The following is a 23195-nucleotide window of genomic DNA, read 5'->3' as shown; positions in this document are numbered from 1 at the left end:
GCACGGACGACACCACCGCCCAGCCCCACCCACCGGCCTCCCAGCCGCCCCACACCGTCGACCCCGTCTACGCCCAGATCTTCGACACCGGCGTCACCACCCCCCACCACGACGAGCAGTTCGTCCGTGACCTCGCCCGGACGCTGGACCTGCCGATCATCGACTTCGGGCAGCTGACCGGGCTGCTGAACGGGCATGTCCGCCCGGTCGGCAGCTTCGCCCTCGACGACTTCGACCGCGAGTTCCACCGGCAGACGCAGACCACGCTCCCCACCGCCGTCGCCCGTGCCATGGCGGGCAACAGGCTGGACCCGACGGGCGCGATGTGGGTCCTGGAGCACTTCTACGGCCCTCAGGCGCCGCAGACCGCCTGGGACATCGATCTGCGGTACGTCGCGGAGGGTGTGCCGTTCGAGCGGCTGCCGCAGGTGCAGGCGTTCGCACTGCGACTCTACTTCCAGATGGACCACGGCCGCCACGACCAGGCCAGGGCCGACGTCAGCGGCCTCGGCCGCGACCTGCGCAAGATCTGGGCCGTCGAGGACGCGTTCCAGCAGCTCATCGGTACGAGCCTGCGGGCCTCCCTCGAATCCCCCGCCCAGCCGCCGGGACACCGGGGGCTGATCGCCCACGCGCTCGGTGACCTCACCCGCTCGACGCCCGTCTCCGCGCAGGAAGTCCAGTCCTGGTACGAGCAGTTGGCGGTGCTGGAGTACCAGCACCCCGAGTACGGCAGGCTGCCGTTGCCGAACCAGCATCCGGAGGACGGGTGCTTCCTGCGGGCTCACATGATCGCGATGAAGCTCCAGCAGTGGAACGCTCCGGTCCGTAAGGTCATCGTCTCCCGCACCGGCCCCCAGCTGACCACGTACTCGCGCAACGGCGAGGGCGCCGCCAGCCTGCTGACCACCGTGCCCATTCAGTGGGACTACCACATCGCCGCGGCCGTCACCGTCCGGACGCCGGCCGGCGCGGACGACCTCATGGTGCTCGACCCCGCCCTGGAGCGCGGGCCGTTGTCCGTCGCGCAGTGGCTGGAAGCGATCGGCGTAAGTCCCCAGGACGCGCGGGTGCAGTTCGACGGGACGCTCGCCGATGTCTCCCGGCAGATCGGCGAGAGCATCGTGGCGCACCCCGACAGGTGGGAAGCGATCGGGAGCGTGTACTTCCCCTCCAGGGACAATACGGTGGTGATCCGCACCGATCCGTTCGTCTACACCTTCCCCAACCCCGGGTTCGAGCAGTTCACCTCCCTGCGGGAGACGGACGCACACCACCGGGCGATCGGTCTCCCCCTCCTCAGCGAGCAGACGGGGCTGCACCTCACCCGCTCGCGGCTGCGCGCGGCCAGGGAGGGTGTGGAGAGCCGCCTGGGGCAGGTCGACGCCGCGGCCCGGCAGTGGGCCGCCCACACCTACGACAGCCTGACGCAGGACGGACTGCTGACGCACGACAGCCCGCTGTCCTTGGCGCTGCGCGGGATGCTGCCGGCGGGGCACCCCGCCGGTGTGCAGCACCAGCCCGCCGTCGACGTCTTCGCGAACCCGCTCGGCGGCGGTCAGCCGCCGCAGGGCGTCGCCGCTCAGCCGCAGCCGTTCTTCGACCCCCTCGACCCCTTCGCGCACGACCCCGAGTTCGCACAGCTGCTGGCCGCCCAGACCGTTCAGGCGCCGGAGGACATGGTCTGGGACTTCCCGCCGCCGGACGCGCAGGGCGCCGTGCTGTCCCTGCCGGTCCCTGACGACCTGCCGCGGACGGTCGGGGCGTGGCTGCGGAACACCGGCGCGGGCGACCGCGAGGCGGAGCTGACCCGCCGGTTCGGTACGACCATCGGTGCCGGGGAGAGCAGCGCCGGGTACCACTTCAGCCACTCGATGCTCGACAAGATCGAGCAGGTGCTCGACGCCCTGCCCCGGCGGGACGTGGAGGACAACCCGCTGCTGGAGGCGATCACCAACGACGAGACGGGCACGGCCGTCAGCTCGTACCGGCCCGGCGACCGGTCCCTCCACATCGCCCGCCCGTTCCGTATGCCCTTCTGGATGTACACGTGGCTCGGCCGTGACGGCGCCGCGCTCCAGTGGGTGATGGACGTGGTGGCGCTGAACGGCTACTCGGGCCTGAAGATCGCCGACGTTCTCGGGATCACGGAGCCGCGCCGCCATGTGATGGCCGGTGTCTCCGACGTCCTGGCGCACGGCAACCTCGCCGAGTGGACGCTGCGGCACGAGGTGGGCCACTCCGTCGACGCACGGGCACAGTGGTCCCAGGACCACGCCCACAAGCCGGAGTTCGGCGGCTGGCGGGCCCATGACCTCGACCGGGAGGTCGTCGAGGTCGCGGAGGCTTTCCTCGCGGGCGCGGGCATCACCGCCGAAAGCCATGTCCCGGCCGCCCCGGGTGCCGACTCGTTCGAGACGCTGGTCACGAAGGTGACGTTCCGCATCAAGCGCGTGCCGCAGCTCCGGGGGCCCGACCCCCAGAAGATCGAGCGGATCCCCTCCCAGCTCGCGGGCGGCGACGAGGCGCTGTTCGGGAAGCTGACGACGATGGTCACCCACCTCCGGGCCGCCCTGGCGCAGCCGTGGACGCTCGACGACGGCGGCGCCGGACAGCTGGCGCACCACGGGCGCATCTATCAGGTCGGCAAGGACACCGGCGGCTGGATCAGCTACGCCGCCGCGGCCCGCGCCCACGCCGTCTCCAACTACCAGTTCTCCACACCGGCCGAATGGTTCGCGGAGGCGTACGCGGCCTACCACGACCCGCGGCAGGTCGACCCGCCCCGGGACCGTCTGCACCCGGACGCACGGGAGTGGTTCCGGGACCGGTCCGCCCTGCGGGACCTGGAACTCCAGCAGGAGAACGCCGGCTACGAGGACCTGGAGCTGACGACGTCGAACGGGGTGACCGTCAAGGCCGCCGACATCGACAACCTGCTCATCGTCGCCCCCGGCTCCCTGCGGCCGGCCGGCCGGTCCTTCCACACCGCGGGCGATGTGCGGGAGCGGCTGCTCACCCACACCGATCTCGACCTCACCAAGCGGCACTTCGCGCACTACGACCCGAACCGTCAGGTGAGCGCCCAGGACGGAGCGCCCGTACGGCACACGGTGTCAGGGGCCGACCTCGACACCGTGCCCTGGCAGCCGGGGGACCAGCTGTACCTGGCCCTGCTGCACGGCGAGAAGGGCTGGCTGACCGTTCCGGTGAACGGCAGGCCGGTCCGGATGTCGGGAACGTCCTTCGGCCGGGCGCTCGGGCGGCGGGACAGCGTCATCGAGCTGAGGGAGCGCGCCGGGCAGCGCGCCTGGATCGTCCTGGCCGCCTGCGAGGCAGCCGCCACGGACCCGGAAGGCCACTCGATCGCGCAGCAGATCGCGGACGCGACCGGCATGAACGTCGTGGCGCCCACCACCAAACTGGCCGCCACGCCGCACGTGAAGGAATTCAGCTTCCTCCTCTACCACGACGCCCAGGGCAACCGCGGTGCGTGGCGGACGTTCTCCCCGCAGATCGCGGCGGCCACCTCATCGGTGCGGGCCGGCGGCAGCGGCGTGCGGCAGGCGGCCGGGGCCGAGGTGCCGCCCGCCACGATCGACGTACCGCGGCCGGTGCCGCAGTCCGATCAGCAATTGCCGCAGGACGAACCGGAATTGACGGAGATTCAGTCCGTCGAGCCGTTCAGTCGGACCGCGCTCCAGCACGAACTCGACGTACGGGTCTCGGAGGGCAACTGGGGGGCCTTGCAGTCCCTCACGTTCCAGCGGATGCCGGAGACCCTGACGGTCGGCGGCACCGACGGCACGCTGGCCACCGTCCCGCGCCACCTGCATTTCGTGTGGCTGGGCGGCCGGATGGCGGACGGCGCACTGGACAACCTGCGCTCCTGGGTGAGCAACGCCGAAGGCTCCGGCTGGACGGTGAACCTCTGGCTCGACGACAGTGCCCGCACGGCCAACGAGCCGCTGCTCACCGGCGGCCTCGCCGACGTCACCGTGCAGCACATCGACGACGCGAACCTCTACGACCGGCTCCCGGAAGAGGTCCGCGACAAGGCCCGCGACCTCGTCGGCTTCGCCCTGTCCCGCGGCGCCTTCGCCGCCGCAAGTGACATCGTCCGGTACGGCGTGCTGTGGCAGCGCGGCGGCGTCTACCTGGACGTCGACCTCGCCCCGGGCGCGTTCACGCTGCCCACGGACGACCTCAGGCTCGCCGTGGACGGCCCCAACCTCCCGCTGCTGGCACCGCTGCTCCGTGACAACGCCTCGTTCCAGCGGATCCGTGATGCCCTGCGGGACGAGAACATCGGCATCGGGACCACTCCCGAGCAGCAGTTGGAGAGCGTCGCGCGCTACCGGTACGCCCGGGGCGACCACGGCAACAACCTCATCGTCACGCCGCCAGGGTCCGCCTTCCTGCGCGCGCTGCTGACCGGACTGCCCGTCGTCGAGATCCCCGCCCTGACGTCGCGCAAGGACCACGCGGCCTGGGGAATGACGCACTACGGCGCCCTGACCAAGTACCAGTACTTCATCGACGCCAGCTCCGCGATGACAGGACCCGAGTACGTCGTCAACGTCGCCAGGGCGTACGCGAGGACGGTCCAGCGGCCACCGGGCGAGGCATCAAGGCCGATCGACACCGCGCTGCGGGACCAGTGGCTGCCGCTCCGGTGGATCACCGAAGCCAGCGACGTCAGCGCCGCCGGGACCGCCCCGGCAGCCACCCCGCGTCCCCTGCTGTCCCCCGCACAGCAGACGGACCTGGCGTACCGCCTCCGGCCGCGCGGCGAACTGCGCACCGTGGGACGGCTGGTGGGCAGGGCCGCACCGCCGATGGAACTGGCGGAATACCTGCGGGCCGGCGACGTGGTGGACGTCCACGACACGCTCTACCCGGCGGCGGAGTTCGGGACCGGCCGGGACACGGCCGTGCTCGTGACCCTGCGCCGGCTGGCCGGACTGGCCGAGCGGGAACACCTCAGCGGTCCCGGACGTCTGACGCCCTCGTCGCTCGACGGGCTCGTCCGGCACGCCTTCGGCGCCGCACCGGTCACCCACGGGAGCCGCAGGCTGCTCGTCACGGCCGCGCAGGACGCCAAGCGGCGGGGGCAGGCCCTCACTCTTGAAGGTCTGCGCAAGGCCGCCGCCCGCCACACGGTCACCATCGACGTCGGCGTGCCGCTGGCCCAGTCGGCGGCCGACAGCCGCGCGCCGGGCGGGCGGACGGCCGATGCGGACCAGCCGTCGGACCTCCTGGACCAGTGGAACACGCTGCGGTACGCCGTGGCCTCCGTGGTCCGCAGCGACGTCCCGCGCTCGGCGGCCCTGGAGATCACCTCGCAGCTCCTGGAGGCCGGTCCCGGCGCGGCTTCCCTCCTGCTCTTCCACACCCCGCGCCCCTCGCTGCGCGCCGTCAACCTCGACGGCCGGGTGCTGTGGTCCGAGTCCGGTCACTCCATGTGGCGCCAGGACCCGGCTCTGCTGCTCCCCGTCGAGCAGGGGACGATCGTCTCCGTCGACGTGGCCGCCGACGGCAGGCTGCTCACGGCGCCGCACGAGCTGCACGCCCTGGGCGAGGGCGCGGACGTCTTCCCCGAACTGCTGCCCGACCTCGACGCGCTCCGCGCACGCTTCGCCTCGGCCGAACAGACCGACGACATCCTGGAGAACACCCGGCACCTCCTCTCCGAAACACCCGAGGACGAGGAGGACGCGGAGACCGACGAGGTCTACGAGGTCTACGAGACCTACGAGTTGACCCGGAACACTCCACAGTCCCCCGAGACCGAGACCGACCAGGTCCGCACGGTCCACCACCTCCACACGGTCCAGGAAATCCACGAGACGACCTACACGCCCGTCCGGACCACGCAGCGGCGTTCCCCGGCGCCCGTGCCGCCGGTCGGGTTCGGCGCGGTACATGTCCCCGGCCGGGCGCCGCAGTTCCCGCTCGGGGTGTTCGGCTCCGTGGTCTCCTTCGGCGGGGTCCGCTTCGACGGCGCCGATCTGCCCGGCGCCCGGCAGGCCCGCGACCTCGGCGACCTGGTCACCGCGCTGCTGCCGGCCGCGGAGCGTATCGACGCCGGTCTCCGCGGACGCCTTGAGTCCTCGGTACGCGCCCAACTCGGCGCGCACCTCGACCGGTTGGGCGCGAGCAACCTCGCGCGCCGCCTGGTCGACGGCGGCCTGACCCTCACCGTCCCCGGCGGCTCCGGGCACGCCGCGCACACCGTCCACGTCCGGCTGACCGACATCCACCGCCACCGGGCCACCCACACCGAGGCGCCGTACCGGCCGTACGGCGAAGTGAACATCGGCCCGCAGGAGGCGACGACCGACCGCTCGACGGGCAGTGCGGAGAGCGCCGGCGCCTCCCGTGGCGTCAACGCCGCCTTCAAGGTGCCGCTGACGGCCGGCGGCGCCACGGTCACCCCCAAGGCGGGCATCGGCCTGTCGTCATCCCGCTCGTACGACCAGAGCCGGAGCACCAACGCGTACACCAACCCGTCGCTCGGATACAGCGGCGAGCTGGAGCACTTCTCCTTCGCCGATACCCGGTTGGCGGTCACCACGTCAGGACCCGGCGTGGGCACGCAGGACAGGACGCGCACGACGGCCGGTGACCTTCTCGTCGCCTTCCCCGCCGAGCTGGTGGAGCCGGCCGCGAACCTGACCCGTGCGCCGTGGCAGGCCCGGCTGTCCGACACCGCGGGCGACGCGCTGCGCCGCAGGTTCACGCAGGAGGCCCTGCGGTTCTTCTCCGTCGCGCAGCAGATCGGCGGCCTCGGGCACCTCCGCGACCAGCTGGTCCGTGACTACCCGGCGGACGCCAGGCCAGGCACCGCGCTGCACGAGTTCTGGCACCACCGGCTCGGTGAGCTGAGCGTGCTCAACGACCTCGCCCGGATCCTGAACGGCGGCATGTCGCTGCCGCCGGTGCCGCTGAGCGGCGGCGGGACGCTGCACGGCGGCCTGTCGGGCCAGGTCACCGGTGTCGAGCGGATCGGTGACGCGAGCGACCTGCCCGCCGTGCTCAACCTCCGCTGGCTGGAGCTGCAGGGCGCGTCCACCAGCACCGGCGGCGGCTTCTCCGTCAATGCCGGTGCGACCACCGCCCTGGGCTCCGTCCTGCCGTCCTTCCAGTTCCCGGTGAAGCTCGACCTCGGCACGTCGACGTCGTTCGGCTCAGCGGGCGACACCGGGGGCGGTCGCTGGCACAGCGTCCGCTTCAACGGCCGGAGCGTGCCGTTCCTGATGACCGTCCGCCTGGAGGCCGGTGCGCGGCCCCTCGGCGACGCCATCGGCCGGGAGCACACCGCGAATGTGTCGGTCGTCGTGCGGGTGCCCGAGGAGCTGGCCGACGCGTTCCAGGACGCGCTGCGCCGCATCGTGGACGAGGAGCGCGCAGGCCGCGTGCCCGGCGCCCCCCTGCCGCTCACGTACGCGCCGCAGGACGGCGCCCCGGCGGCGGTGATCCCGGCCGACCTGGCGCAGCCGACCGGCAGTTCGGGCCTGTACGGACCCGTCGGCCTGTCCCACCTGACCTCGCGCGGCCACGCCACCGACGTCAGGGAACAGCTGCGTGAGCAGTTCCTGCACACCAGGACGTCCACCCGCGCTCCGGCGTGGACGGCGGCCGAGCTGGCGTCCCTCGACGCGTTCCTCGACACGCACTTCCACACGCAGTCGCTGGGCGCCCGCTTCACGGAGCTGTTCGGCGAGCGGGACGCCTCATCGGCCGCCGACGAGCAGGGACTGCACCGGACCTTCGTACGGCCGCTGGCCGACGGGGGGACGGAGACGGTCCGCTTCCGGGTGCGCGCCGAGCGGGTGCCCGTGCGGCAGGACGCGGGCATCACACCGCAGTCCGCCGTGTACCTGGAGAAGGCCGGGTTCGACCTGTGGCCCAGCGCCATGCGGGACTTCACCAACTCCGAGTCGCACGGCTCCAGGGCGGCCCTGACCGTGGGGGTGGCGACGGGCTGGGGTGACCACGCCGGCCACGAGAGCGACCTGAAGCTGTTCTCCCGCGGCCACACCGCCAAGAACGGCCTCACCTCCTACGCGTACCTCCTGTCAGGACTCAACTACTCCGGTGCGGCACACCAGTTGACCTACCGGGTCCGCCTGCACACGTCCGTCACGGTGCGGCAGGTACCGGCGCCGGGACCGGCCGGCACCGTGCACCGGATCGCGCGTGCGCTGACGCATGCGGCGCCGGGCGCCACGGACAGCGGGACCGACGCACTCCCGCGGGTGATCGAGGCCGAGGCGCGCTGGCTGGTCCCGGTCCCCGCGCCGGCCGCGGCGGCGCAGACGCCGCACACCGACGCGCCGACGACGTCCGGCGGCCCGGTCACCCTCACCCAGCACGACCGGGTGCTCGGCGTGGCCGGTACCGCCGCGGTCCGCCGGCGCGCCCTGGAGCTGCTGACGGCGTACGGCGTGCCGGACCACCAGGCGCGTGCCCACCTCGAAACGGCGCTCACCCACGACCAGTTGGTGGCGGCGCTGCACACCGGTGCCGGTTCGGCCGCCACACAGGTGGTCCTGGACGGCCTCCTCAGCAACCGCAGGGTCCGGCTGATCTTCCGGGCGGAGATCACCGACGTGGTGGAATCCGAGGAGACCATCGCGCTGTCCACGATGGACCTCGCCGAGTACTCGGCGGGCTTCTCCGGCGTCGACAGCGTCACCACCAACCACCTCAACCACACACACTCCGCCACCTTCAGCGGCGGCTCAGGTGAGCTGACGGGCGGGGCGGGGTACGAGCGGTCGTACTCCCCGGGCAAGGGCCGCAGCGTCGCGGAGATCACCAACGTCTCCCCCGGCAGGTTCGTCCTGCGCGACGCGCTCCCGCACCGTTCCCGGGTGGGCCGGGTGGTGTGGCATCTGACGGTCCAGGCCAAGAACGTCAACCAGCTCGGCGACTGGTCGCCGGCCGAGCGCACGGTGCAGGTGAACGTCCCGCAGGGCCTCACCTTCCTGAGCCCGCAGTGGCCCGGCCTCACCCCCGCGCAGGCGGCGGAGGTCCCCGCCACGCTCCCGGTCGCCACGCTGCCCCACGCGTCGGTCAGCGAGCGCTTCCTGCCGCCGTCCGACGCGGCGGCAGCGGCGGCCGGGCACAACCTGGAGAGCCCGGCCACCCTCACCGAAATGATCATGACCGAGGTCGGGAACCTCCTCGGCACCCACGCCAGGGGCGCCCTGGACTCCCAGTGGACGGCGCACACCCCCGGCACGGCCCTGCCAGGCACCCTGGACACCGTCCTCACCCCGCGCACCCTGCACGCGATGACCGACGCGATGACCGGCGCCGGCATGGTGCTGCACACCACCGTGCCGGGCCCCGGTCACACCACCCATCTCCAGCTGGTGTTCCGCCTCGACCGCGACCCGGAAGGCCACGGCGCGCGGTTCACCCGGCGGCTCACACCGGGCACCGTCAGCCGGTACACCCAGTGGAACACCCGCAAGGAGTCCGGAGTCAGCCACTCCACGGCGACGGGCGACGCGTTCACCGGCCTGTTCTCCGGCGGCTCGGCGGCGTACAGCCGCTCGACGAGCAGCTCACAGAGCCTCAGCGAGAGCGTGCTGACCCGCCGTCACGACGGGTACACCCTCTCGGGCACGCTGGCCACCTTCCGGCTGGACGGAGTGCTGGAGATCAGCCTCCGCCAATCCGTGGTGCCGTCCCGGGGCGTCAACACCGTCAGCCTCGACCTGGCCCGGCAGGCCACCCGCGTCTTCCAGGCCATGAGCCGGGGCACCACTCCCAGGCGGCGGATCCCGCTGCGCGAAGAGATCACCGTCCCGCTGTCCGAACTCCAGGGCCGCAGGCCCGCGCAGCGGACCCGGCCGCTCACGGCGGAACGGCTGTCCGCGGCGCGCGCGAACCCCGCGCTCGAAGACGCCGGACGGTTCTCGATCGCCGCATCCGAACTGGCCCGCAAGGCCGTGAGCGTGGTCTTCAACCCGGCTGCGGTACGGCAGTTGTTCGAGCAGGTGGTCACGGCGCTGAAGGGCTACGGCGCTGAGCCCGGCGATCTGGTCCGCGACGGCCAGTTCTCGCAGGACGGCTTCCACCGCTACTTCGACCCGCACGTCCTCACCCGCCATGTGCTGCTCCACGGACTCGGCAGCGCACCGGCCGCCGTCGGCCCGGCCCTGCGGAGCCTCGGCGGCCCCTTCACCGACACCACAGGCGTGCTCGGCGTCGCCGTGCTCCCCGCCGCTGAGGCCCGGTCGCTCGGCTGGCGCCCCGGCACGTCGGAGCGCAGCGACTACGGCTCCCAGAACAACGGGATGACGCTCGGCACGGGCCAGGGGCAGGGCATATCGGCGGGCTGGGGCCACCAGGCCCCGGTCGGCAACGTGAACGGCGGAGTGTCGTTCGACCGCTCCGCCGGCCAGTCCCTCAGCAGCTCAGGCTGGGCGATGAGCCGGGTCGACGGCGCGGCACAGACCACGCTCTGGCACGCCCACGACTTCACGGACGCCTACGTCAAGGTGGAGGTCAAGGGCGCCAACGCGCGCGGCGGGGCCCGCTACGGCGGCGCGACGCTGAGCACCGTCTTCCGCGTGGCGGACCTGCTGGCCGTCCGGTACTCGCCGGAGGCGGCCCTGCTGGGCCTCGGCGGCGCACCGGCCACCGCCATCCACACACCGTCCGGCCGCTTCGTACCGCCGAGGACGGCGGAGGGGCGCCACGACCCGCTGCTCACCGACCTGGCCCGCGCCCAGCGCATCCCGGCCACGGATGGCGTCCTCCTGTGGCGCGTCCTGGCCGCCGCCGATGGCACCGTCATCGCCTACGGCGATGAGCTGACGCACGAGCGGTTCGCAGCGCGCTACGTCCGCCCCGAACTCGCCGGGAACCCGGCCACCACGGCGTACACCCTGACCTGGGGCCGGCCCGACGCGGACGGCTATGTGCACCTCACCGCGCAGGCCCCGGCGGCCGTCGAGGTGACGGCCGTCACCGAGCACGGGCACCAGCTCGGCCAAGGGGAGAGCTCCGCCTCCGTCCCGAAGGACCAGGAGACCCAGGAGACCTGGGAGATCCAGGAGGACGAGGAGACCCGGGAGACCCGGGAGGACCAGGAGACCCAGGAGGACCGGGAACAGCAGTCGCACGCCAACAGCGCGGACACGACCGGCAAGGCCACGGTCCTGCGCCTGGTCGGTAACGACGACGGCACCGCCTCCACGACCGACGTCCTCGACGGGCCCAAGGAGACCGAAGAGACCATCGAGGTCCAGGAGACCGAGGAGACCACCGACGTCCTCGCCTCGGTGTCCGCCCCGCACCCGCGGGTGCCGAACGGCTTCGCCGAGACGGCGCGTTCCTTCCCGCTGGGCACGTTCGGGACCGTGGTCTCCCTCGGCGGCGTCCGCTTCGACGGCCTGGAGCTGCCGGAGGAACCGGCGCACACGGACGCCGGACGGGGCGACCGCTCCGGCGCCTCCCGGCACACCGAGGAAGCGGCGGCCGGGACGATCGACCCGGACAGCGGCATCGCCGACGTCATCGCCGGTCTGGTGCCGGAGAACCTCCGGGACGCCACCCGCGCGGAGGTCGGCCGCCTGCTGACCGCGCTGAGCCCCGGCACCTTCGCGCGGCGGCTGCTCGACGGCGGGCTGACACTGCGCGAGGCCGGCACGTCCCGGGCGTCCACCGTCCGGATCCAGCTCACCGGCGTCGACCGGGACCGGGCGACGGCGCTCGCACCGCAGTACCGGCCGCACGGCGAACGGAACATCGGCCTCCAGGAAGCCGGTTCCAGCCGCGGCACCTCCGCCTCCACGGGCCTGACCGCCACGCGCGGCCTCAGTGCCGGTGACGCGGGCTCGCTCGGCTCCCTCGCGGGGGGCGCCCTCGCCCTCGGCCCCAAGGCCGGCGTCGGCGCGACGTCGACCCGCAGTGCGGGCAGCAGCAGGACCGACCTGGTGTACGCCAACCCGTCACTGGGCCTCGACGGCCGGCTGACGCACTTCTCGTTCCCCGACGTCCAGCTCACCGTCACCACCACACCGCGGCACGGCACGGCGGAGCCCCGCACGGCGCGCGGCGACCTCGTCGTGGCCTTCCCGAGCGAACTGGTCACGCTGGCGGCTAACACCCCCGCCGTTCCCTGGAGCACCGCGCCGCTGCCCGCCGGGGTGCCGGATTCCGCGTACGTCCTGCTCACCGAGCAGGCCCTGCGCTTCCCGATGGTGCCCCAGCAGGTCGGTGACCTCGGAGGGCTCCACCGCCAGCTGTTCGACGCGCACCTGGACGCCCGCGCCGGCTCCGCCCTGCACGAGTATCTGCACAGCCGCCTGGGCGAGCTGAACGTCATGACGGACCTCACCCGGATCCTCGGCGGGGAGACGCAGCTGCCGCCGGTTGGCACGGGCGACGGCGCGGTCCTGCTCTTCTCGCTCCGGGGCCTGATCGTCGCGGCCCGGCAGGCGGGCGACCCCACGGCCGTCCCCACGAACCACAACACCCGCAGGCTCGGCCTGCACGGCGCCAACACCGGTGTCGGCAGCGGCCGTTCGCTGAGCGTCGGGATGTCCCTGGCGCCCGGCGCCGACCTGGCGCCGTTCTCGGGGAAGGCATCGCCGCTCACCTTCAGCGCGAGCACCGCCACGGGCTCAGGATCCGCCTACGAGATCGGCGGCGGCCGGTGGCAGACGCTGCGCTTCGGCGACACCAGCGTGCCGTTCCTGCTCACCGTCCGCCTCGACGTCAGCTCCCGCCGCCTCGGCCACCCCGCCCCTGCGCCGCACAGCGGGCACGTCTCCGTCGTGGTCCGGGTGCCGGCCGCACACGCCGACGCCTTCCGTACGGCGCTCGCATGGGCGGTCCGCGAGGCGACGGAGCGTCAGGCCAACCCCGCGCACACCCCGGCGGCCGACCCGTTCGCGCAGCAGCATGACACCGTCGCACAGGAGGAGTCGGCCGCCGTTCCCGCGCCGCCACGGGAACTGTCGACGCCGACCGGGCCCACCGGCCTGTTCGCCCCCGCCGGGCTCTCCGGCGCGTCGGCCGTGCGCGGTGAGCTGGTCCAGGCGCTGAACCAGGCCGAGCGGCGGACCGGGATCGGGACCTGGAGCCCCGTCGAGCTGGTGGCCAGGTCCGGTTTCCTGGACGCCCACTTCCACCCCGAGTCGCTGACCTATCAGATGGCGGAGTTGTTCTCGCCCGTCGGCGTCTCGCACACGATGACCCGTCAACTCCCCGACAACGTAAGGGAAGTGATCGTTTTCACGGTGCACGCCGAGCGGGTGCCCGTGGCGCGGTCCACCGGGCAGGTCACGCCGGTGGCCGCCCGGGTGCTGCCGCACACCGGGTTCGACCACTGGCCCGCCGCCATGCGCGACACCGCCAACTCCGATACGTACAGCGCCACCTTCGGGCTGAGCAGCAGCGTCTCCGCGGGCCTCGGCACCACCGCCGCCGTCGGGTACACACCGGGCTTCTCGATGGCGTACACCGGCGGCCGGCAGCACGCGAACGCGTACTACACGTACCAGATCCACGGCTACGCGCGGCCCGCGTCCGCGGAGAACGAGAACGCGCTCTACACCTACCGGGTGCGGCTGCGGCCGTCCGTCACCGTCCACCGCCTCGCGCCGCAGGGCGTGGTCGGCAAGGCCGAGAAGGCGCTGCTCGACACCTGGACCGCGTGGCACGGCGCGCAGCCGCCGGTGACGACGGTGCGGCACACCTCCCCCGGCCGGCAACTGGACGGTGAGGCACGGTGGCTGGCGCCCGTCTGGCCGCAGGAAGAACAGGGGCAGACACCCGCGCCGGTGCCGAACGCCGACGGCGCGCTCACCCAGCGGGACCGGGTGATCGACGTGCAGGGGATCACGCAGGTACGGGAGCGCGTGGTCGAGGTGCTGACGGAGCTGGGCGTCCCGGAGGCGGTCGCCGTCCTCCAGGCGCAGGCGATGGTCACCTTCGACCAGCTCATCGCGGCGCTGCACAGCGCGTCCGACGCGGCGCCCGGACAGCTCGTCCTCGACGGGACGTTCACCGACCGGCGGATCCGTCTGGTCCTCCAGGCGCGGATCGACGAGGTCGCGCTCAGCCGCCCCGGCACCCTCCCGCTCCACACGATGGACCTCAACGAGTACTCGGCCGGGTTCACCGGCAACCGGTCCTTCACCACCGGCAACTTCTTTCGCAACCACAGCAACTCCGTGGGGCTCAGCGGCGGTTCGGGCATCGAGCAGGGCGGCGTATCCCTCACCCACGCGGCGTCGGACAGCCGCGGTCGCAGCGTCTCGCGGATCCTGAACGTCAATCCGGGCAGCTTCAGCGTCCGCACCGACGTGCCGCACTCCCTGCACACCGGGCGCATCACCTGGACGGTCACCGCGCTCGGCGAGGACGTCAACCAGCTGGGCACCTGGACGCGGAAGAAGCCCGCGCCGCGGCCCGCCGTGATCGAGGACGGCGTCCGCTTCCTGCGCCCGCAGCCCGTGGCCGCCACCGCCCTGACCGGCGCCACCGCGGTCACCGTTCCGCCGCAACTGCCGGTGCACACACTGCCGTTGACCACCGTCACCGAGCGGCTGCTGCCGGCCGACGGCACCGACGGCACGCTGTCCCGGCAGATCATGCGGGCCGTCAACACACTGCTGGGCCGTGACGCGCGCGGCAGCGGCGACGCCCTGTGGCGTCTTGAGGTTCCCGGCACCGCCCTGACCGGCACGCTGGACATGCTGCTCGCGCCTGGCTCCCTGGTGGCCATGACCGACGCCCTGCGGGGAGCCGGTGTGGTCCTGCACGCGCTGTCGTCCGGCGGGCCCGGGTTCCGCTCGCACACCCGGATCGTGCTCCGTCTGAACCGCGGACACCGCCCGGAGCACCCCGGCACCCGCACGGCCGCCGAGCACACCGGCGAGGTCGCCGACGGCGTCCTCAGCAAGTACACCCAGTCCAACTTCCGTACGGAGGAAGGACGGACGAAGAAGAAGGGCACCGGCACCACGTTCGGCGCCACCGCATCCGCGGCGTCGCCGTCCTTCACCCGCTCCCGTTCACAGGCGCAGTCCGCGGCGAACAGCTCGATGGCCCGCCGCCATGACGGCTTCACCCTCAGCGGACCGCTGGCCGGCTTCGCCGTGCGGGGCACGCTGGAGATCTCCGTCCAGCAGACCGTGCGGATCTCGCCCGCCGGGGCTGTCCTCAGCCTCGGTCTGGGCCGGCCGGCGGCCAGGGCGCTCCAGCCCGAGCGCCGCACCCCGGCACCCGTGTACGTTCCGCTGACCGAAGAGGTGCTGGTCGCGGTCTCCGAGCTGGCGGACAGCGCCGACGAGGCATCGGCCGCGCCGCAGGACGGCAGGATCGAGGCCCCGGAACTCCGCGTGGCGAGGCGTGTGCCCGGCATGCCCGCGCTCCGGACCGACCACGGCATCGACGCCGATGACCTGGCCAGGAAGGCGGCGCTTGTCCAGCTCAGCCCGGAGGCCGTCCGCACGCTGTTCGAGGCGCTGCACGACGATCTGCTGCGGTTCGGCGGCGCGATGAACGACCTCGCCGGACGCGGCCGGCTCGCACAGGACACCCTGCGCAAGCTGATCGACCCCCACGTCCTGGCCCGGCACCTGGTCCAGCACGGCCTGACCGATGCCCTCGGCGAGCTGCAGGCCGACCTGCTGACGGTGGATCAGGTCATGGCGGACACGCACGGCACCGTGCACCTCGCGATCGTCCCGGCCGGGCCGGGCCCCTTCCTGGCCGCCCGGCCCGGCACCGGCGAACGCAGCGACTACGGCTCGCAGAACACCAGCTTCTCCACCACCGATGGCCGCAGCAACACCACGGACACCTCCGCCGCCCATGCCCACCCCCTGGCCGGCTCCGCGACGGGCTCGGCGAGCGGCGGACTGTCCGCCGGCCAGTCCACGAGCCTGACCCACGGCACCAGCGGCTGGGCCATGAACCGTGTCGAGGGCACGGCGACGGACACCTTCTGGAACGTGCACGGCCTCACCGACGCGTACGTCCGGGTCGTGGTCCGCACCCGAAGCGTCACGAGCGGCATCAGCTGGAGCAGCGACGTCTTCGACGCCACCTTCCTCGTCCGCGACCTGCTGGCCGTGAGCCTGTCCCCTGAGGGGACGCTGCTCGACCTCGGCAACGCCGGTGCGCGGGCGATCCGTACGCCGTCCGGCTGGTACGTGCCGCCGCGCCCCGCGCGCGACCGGCGCGATCCGCTGCTCCTCGACCTGCGGCGCGCACAGCAGGTCGCAGCGCCGGAGAGCGGGCTGATCTGGCAGGTCACGACGGGCCCCGATGACACCGTCACGGCCTTCGGCGAACACCTGACCCGCGCGGAGTTCACGGACCGCTACATCCGCCCGGAGCTGGACCGCAGCCCGGCCACCCGCGGACACCGGCTCACCTGGGCCCCGGCCGCCGACGGCCTCGTGCGGATCACGGCCGCCCCGGTGACGGCGGAAGGACGGGAGGAACGGGAGGAACGGGAAGAGCGGGAAGAGCGGGAAGAGCGACAGGACCGGGACCAGGGCCAGGACCGGAACCGGGGCGCCCTCGCGCAGCAGGAGCAGGAACGGGAACAGGAACAGGACACCTCCACGCGGGAGCGGGAGCAGCAGGCCGCCGCTGCGGAGCGGGACGCCCGGCGCCTGGCGTGGGCCGCGCTCCGGGTGGACGGGGAGCAGACGGCCACCCTGGAGCGGTCCGGTCTTGAGCCCCGGCGCATCAACGCCGACGGCGACTGCTTCTTCCACGCCGTGGTCGGAACGCTCCGCGCCCACGGGCAGGACCCCCTTCTGCTCGGCATCGAATCGCCGGACGACATACGGGCCCTGCGCGCCACCCTCGTGCCCCGGCTCCGCACGCTGCTCAACAGCGCGGACCCGGATTTCTGGTACCAGGTCCTGCCGCCGCTGGCCGAAGCCTTCCGGATCGGGGAAGGGGACTCCCCGCAGTACCTCGCCCACGCGGGTCAGGTCCGGCGGATCCGGGCGCACGTCGCGGAGCGGTCGGAGCCGGTGGCGCGGCTGCTGGCGGAGCCCCTCGACATCGCCGCCTGGCGCGAGGTGCTCAGCGCCACCGGGATCGCCGAGCAGATCGTCGCTGACGTCGCGACGCCTGGCCGCTACAACGGCATCGGCGGCGACCTCGTCCCGTTGCTGTTCTCCCAGGTGTACCCGGGGATCCGGTTGTCGGTGCTGAACCTGCGCAGCACCACGTGGCAGACGCTCACCGACCACGGCCACCCGGTCCGCCTGGTCCGGGTCCTGACCGCGTCCGGGCAGGAGCACTACCACGCCACCGCCCCGGTCGCCGCGACGACCACCTCGACGACCACCACCGACGGGCCGGCCCCGAAGGCCGTCCACGCGCCGCGCCACGCCCCCGAGAAGACGGACGCGAGGACGGAGGCGGAGACGGACGCGCGGACGGAGACCACGTCAGCTCCGCGGCTGCCGGCCCCGCCCGCCCGGCTGGCCGACGGCCGGATCGGCGCGAGCGACCACGTGCACGTCCTCGGGGACCACGAGGAAGCCCTCGTCGACCAGTTGATGCCCGCCCTGCGCCGGACGTTCGGCAGCGAGGCAGCCGAGGAGGCGCGTCTGCAGTTCCTCGACCACCTGGGCACGGAGGAGATCAAGCCGTGGCTGTCCGGCCTGAGCCGCGGCGGTACGCGCTGGGTGCCGGTCGATGTGCCGGGCTGGGCCGGTGAGATCGAGGTCGGTGCGCTGCTGCGCGACGCGGTGACGGCCGAGGTCCTGCCCAAGGTCGAGTTCGAGAGCGGCGCGGAGTCCGCCGCGGGCACAGGACACATGGCCGAGCGGACCCGCCACCTCACCTACGGTGCCGCGCTGCGCGTGACGTTCCCCTACGGGCGGGCCGACCTTTCGGCGACCGCACAGCACCAGAAGTCCGGCGGCGGCGGCACCGAGCAGCTGGACCGGATGACCGCGCGGGCCAAGACCGCGTCCGAGGCGCTGCGGGTACGGGCCGTCGCCGACTTCACGCTCGACTTCTCCGGCGTGTACGCCACCACAGGCAAGGGCGGCCGGGTGCTGCCCCTCCAGGATCCGCGGCCGGGTGTCTCCTCGTCCGGCCCGCACCGGCTCACCGTCTCCCTGCCCGCGGAGCTGCTGATCCCCGCGTGGGAGTCGGCCGACCACACCGGCGGCCCCGACGTCCACCGGCTGCCTCCCGCCCGCGTACGGGAACTGCTCGCCATCGGCTCCACCGACGTGGTCCTGGACGTCTACGCCACCGGCCTCGACGGAAAGCGGCTCCGGGGTGTGGCGGACCTGCTCACGCAGCGGCTCGCCGGTGGCCGGTCGGTCGACGACCTCGGCCGCGCGGAGTTCGGCGACACCTGGCCGCAGGTGCGCAGGCAGCTGCTCGCCCGGATCGATTTCGGGCTGCTGCACGAGCAGTTCACCGCGACGATGAACGGAGAGCCGCTGGAGATCGACCTGCCGGACGGCCTGGGCTCGGTGCTGTTCTCCACCGAGGTCGCGTCGATGCGGCACGTGCACGACACCGCGGTGACGGAGTTCACCGTCGGTACCGACGTGACCCGCACGGTCAACCAGGTGGCATCGGCGGGCTTCAGCACCTCGTACACGGGTGGCGGCCAGATCGCACCGTTCGGCGTGCTGCCGCTCAAGGGCGCAGCCCAGCGCCGGGAGCAGTACGGCAGCGACGGCGTCACCATCGAGTCGCGCTCCGCCCGTACCGGCACGGCCGTCAAGAACAAGACACCGGGTTCGGTCTTCGACGGTGTAGCCCTCGTGCGCGTCGCCTTCGTCCGCCCGGACAGCGACCGGACGGCGCTGCCCACGGCCTGTACCACCGTCGGGTTCCGTTCGCTGTCCGAGACCGCGGAGACCGAACAGGCCGACGAGGCCACGGTCTTCACGGCGCCCTGGGTGCGGAAGCTGACGGAAGCCGCCGGGAGGGGGCAGGAGGCGCCGGCCCCTGAGCGGCTGCCGCGGCGCCTTTCGCCGCCGGAGTTCTCCGGCGGCGAGACCCGCTACCGGCCGCCGTTCTCGGTGTGGAACACCGCGCCTGGCCGCGGCGGCCTGCCGGACGCGTCCGTCGTCCTCGACGTGTTCCCCGGCGGCGGCTTCGACCTCTTCCCGGAGCACACCCGCCCCGGCGAGAGCCCCGGCGCGCAGGCGACGTGGATCCGTCAGCGGATCGACGCCATCGGCGCCTCGGTCTTCACGAAGGAGGAGTGGCAGCGCCTCGGCGCGCACTACCGCAGCAGCTTCCGCCGCGAGCACTTCGCGGCGGGGATCGGCGGCCTGACCCGCGGCGGCAGGCTGACCAGTGCGCCGCTGGGCAGCGCCGCGGGCAAGGAACTCACCACGTTCTCGGCTCGGGCCACCCTCCAGTCGCTGCGGTATCTGAGGACGATCGACACCGCCGACCTGAACGTCATCGGCGAGACCGGCAGCGGCAACGCGCTGCGCAACCTGGTCTGGCGCGAGGGCGGTTGGCAGGCGCTCGGCGGCGCCGACGCCACCCTGCCGAAGGACGGCTACCTCCAGCCGACGGGCGGCCTCGGCAGGAGCACCCGCACCCGTACCGGCACCCGCGCCGCCGAACAGGCCAAGAGCCTCGCCAACGCCAGGTACCGGGAGCCGATGGTGGTGTTCGCCGCCGAGGCGACCGTCGGTTTCGACGTCACCGATGAGAACGGGCGGCGGATCCCGACGCCGGCCACGGCGCAGACCGCCGTCCTCCCCTTCGTCGTGGCGATCCCGGAGTCGCTGTGCACGCCGCACACCGACGGCACCCACGTCTTCACCCGCCAACGGCAGCACGCGGCGGGCGGACTCCGGGCGCGGAAGGCCGCCAGGGAGACCGCGCCGCAGACCCCGGCGGTACGGCCGCCGCTCCGCGTCACCGGACAGCGCCGCCTCGCGCCGGGCGACCACGTGCTGAGTCTCGGCAACGGCCGGTGGCCGCTGACGGCGCTCCGCGACGAGTTGGCGGCGCTCTTCGGGGCGCACTGGCCGGCGGCCGAGTCCCAGCTGGCGGTCTTCCTTGACCCGCAGGCGCTGCGGCCCCGCATCCCCCAACTCAGCCGGAACCCGGAGGCGTTGGGGACGGTCACGGTGCAGGCCGGCGGCATCGTCGCCGAGGTGTCGCTGAACCGGCTCACGGTCCACGGCATGCGGCACCTGCGGACCGTGCCCGGGTTCGAGTCGGAGACCGGCACCGAGCGGACCGGAACCACCGGTGCGATGCGGGACCGGCGCGAGCGCACCCAGCTCATCGGTGACGTGGCCGGCAAACTCCCGGCCGTGGCCACGCTGCGGTACACCCACACCCGCAACTCCGACACCACCACGGGGCACGCCGTGGACACCGGCGGCGCCTCGGTGGCCAAGGGCAAGACCGTCGAGTCCCACGAACTGTTCGACGGGACGCTCTCGTTCCGCTTCGACCTCACGGTGACGCGGCCCGAGCCGTCCGTACCGGAACAGCTGGCGGCCGGACTCCTGACGGCCGGTCCCGTGGCACCCGGTACCCGGACCACGACGACGACGCTGACGGCAGGCGCCGACGTCTCCGCGGTCTTCGCCTTCCCGTCCCGCGAGGCCCTCACCGGCGACGGGCGCTCCCCCGTCCCCCACAGCGAGGTGCCCGAACGGATCATCCGTACCCGCCGCCTCGGGGACAGTGACATCGTCCGGCACGTCACGCTGCCGGACTCCGCGACGGACATGTACACACTGCTCGGCGCCCTGGACGACCGCGGCCGGCGGGTCTTCGGCTCGTCGCGGCGCTGGCAGCGGGCCAAGGAGGACCTGGCAGCCGCGCTGCCCACCGACCGGATCACGCAGAACCTGCGCGACATGTCGGCGGACCAGCCGCTGATCATCGACGTCCACGGCGGCATCGTGCTCGTCACCGCCGCCGTGGAGGAGATGACGCCCGGCGTACGGGCCGGCGTCACGGAGTTCACCGTCGGCGCCGAGCGGACCTTCGGTGAGGGCGGCACCGACGGGGTGTCCGCGCTCGCCGGCGGTTCGTCCACGGGCCACAACCTGGCATTCACCGGCAGCGGCCGGATCGCGCCCGGCGTCAACCTGGTGGGCGGCGTCAACGTCACCACGGTGACCGGCGACGACACGGTGTCGATCACCGGGACCACCGGCAAGACCGCCAGGACCACCAAGAGCAAGGTCCCTTCGGCGCTGCACCACGGCCGGATCCTGCTCCGCTTCGACATGCAGGCGACGGACAACGGCGCCCACCACGCGGTGCTCCGCGCGCTGTACCGCAGCGGGGCCCGCACGGTGCAGGAGGCGCTCGGCAGCCTCCAGACCAGGCGTGACCGGCTGTCGGCGGGCCAGGCGGCAACCACCGGCGCCGCGACGCGACGTGCGGGGGTCGCGGGCATCCTGCGGCAGTGGCGCGCGAACGAGCGGTCCCGGCTGCTGAGGGCCGCCGAGGAGTGGCGCACCCGGCTGACGCCGCTCCAGGCGTCGCTGACCCGGAAGGGAGCCGGCCGCTCGATCGGCACCGTGCCCGTCGGCTTCGCCGTACTGGTGGAGGACGTCGCACCGGACGCGGACCGGCCGCCCGCGCCGGCGCGGCCCACCGACGCATGGGTGATCCGCAGCCTCGACTCCATCGGCGGACTGCACCAGATGCTGTCGGCCGGCGCCGTCCAGCACCTCGGCACGGCGCGGTGGAACACCAGGCCGGGGAGCAGCAGCCGGACCTGGAAGCAGCAGGCGGAGTACGCCTTCAACCGCGAAACGCTCAAGGCGTGGCTGGTGCACATGGCGACCGCGCGGGTACCGGAGAACGGCTATCTGCCGCCCGGCACCTCGCTCGGCTTCGACCTGTGGACGGAGCCCGGCGGGCAACTGCGGGTCACGGCCACCGTCGACCTGCCGCACGAGCTGGAACTGGTCCGGGTCGACAAGGCGGCCGAGGCCACACGCACCGGCGAGGCCGGGCACCGCTACGGCGCCGCCCAGCACGACACCGAGCAGCATTCCGGCCGGGTGCAGTTGGGCGTCGAGGGCGGCGTGACGGGCACGTCCAAGGCGCGGGGCAGCGTCTCCGTCGGCGGCGGCAGCCAGTCACGGGACGGCGGCACCCTGATCGAGAACGGCCGCGTGGTCACCGGCACCAAGACGCCGAGGCCGCACGAGATCCGCACCGGTCAGGTACGGGTGACGTTCCGGTACTACCGCGGTCAGGAACTCCTGGGCAGGGTCCAGGGCATGACACCGGTAACGGTCGGCATCCCGGTGCAGCCGGCCACCGAGCCGGTCACCGAGCCGTCCGTCGAACGGTCCACCGGACCGGCTCGGCCGAAGGACGCGTCGACGACGGAGGACGCTCCGGCACAGCGGGAGACGCAACGGGAGACGCAAAAGGATGCGTCCACCTCACAGGACCAGCCGCGGACCGTCACGGTGCGGCAGCCGTCGGCGCTCACCACGCCGCCCGTGGACACGTTCCTGAAGAGCCTGCCGACGGCCACCACGGCGGCGCCGTCGCAGGTGGCCGCGGCGCAGCCGTCACGGTCGGCCCCGGTGCAGCAGCCGTCACGATCGGCCCCGCTGCCGCAGGCCCCGCTGCCGCTCGCCAACCTGGGCACCGCGCCGCAGCACCCCGCCGCCGCCTCCCGGGCGGTCACCGAGCCGGCCGCCCCCGCTCCCCTGGTTCCGCTCGTCGTCGACCAGGAGCTGGTCCGGGGACGCCTCCAGGTGACCCGGTGGGAGCCCTCCTCCGCACCGGAGCGGTCCGGCGCGGCCATCGGCCAGATCCGCTACCGGATGGGCACCCTGGATTCCGGAAGTCTCCCTGCTCAGGACCCCGTTCTGGAGCTGGCAGGGGCGGCGGGCGGCGGGCAGCCGCCGCGGGTCCTGCACCTGAGCGGGGCGATGTTCCGGGACGACCCCGACGACGCCCGGCAGATCGTCGCGGCACTGCTGCGGCGAGCCGCGACGCTCGCCGAGGGCGGCCGTATCGACCCGGGGGCCGAGCTGGTGCTCGTGGAGACCAACGGGGCCGTACTGACGCCCGAGATGCTCGGCGTCTTCGGCTTCGAGCGGCTGGGTGACGGCGGGCTGTGGCACCTCAGGACCGACGGTTTGATCGCGGGGATGAGCCGTCGGCCCAAGCCGGACGGCCTGATCGTCGACAACTGCGAGTCGACGCGGTAG

General features: G+C 73.2%; 1 protein-coding gene (only partly in view). It reads left to right on the top strand.

From position 1 onward, the window contains the following. Positions 1 to 23195: the 3' portion of a protein-glutamine glutaminase family protein gene (locus tag ACGFNI_RS27205; RefSeq protein WP_393687291.1), read on the top strand. Its footprint begins 10204 nt before the window's first position; the window shows 23195 of its 33399 coding nt (coding positions 10205-33399); the start codon falls outside the window, past its left edge; the stop codon is at positions 23193 to 23195.

This window comes from Streptomyces sp. NPDC048644 (assembly GCF_043199105.1).
GTDB lineage: Bacteria > Actinomycetota > Actinomycetes > Streptomycetales > Streptomycetaceae > Streptomyces.
Note: the sequence above shows the minus strand (reverse complement) of the source record. Positions and strands in the feature narration are given on the sequence as shown.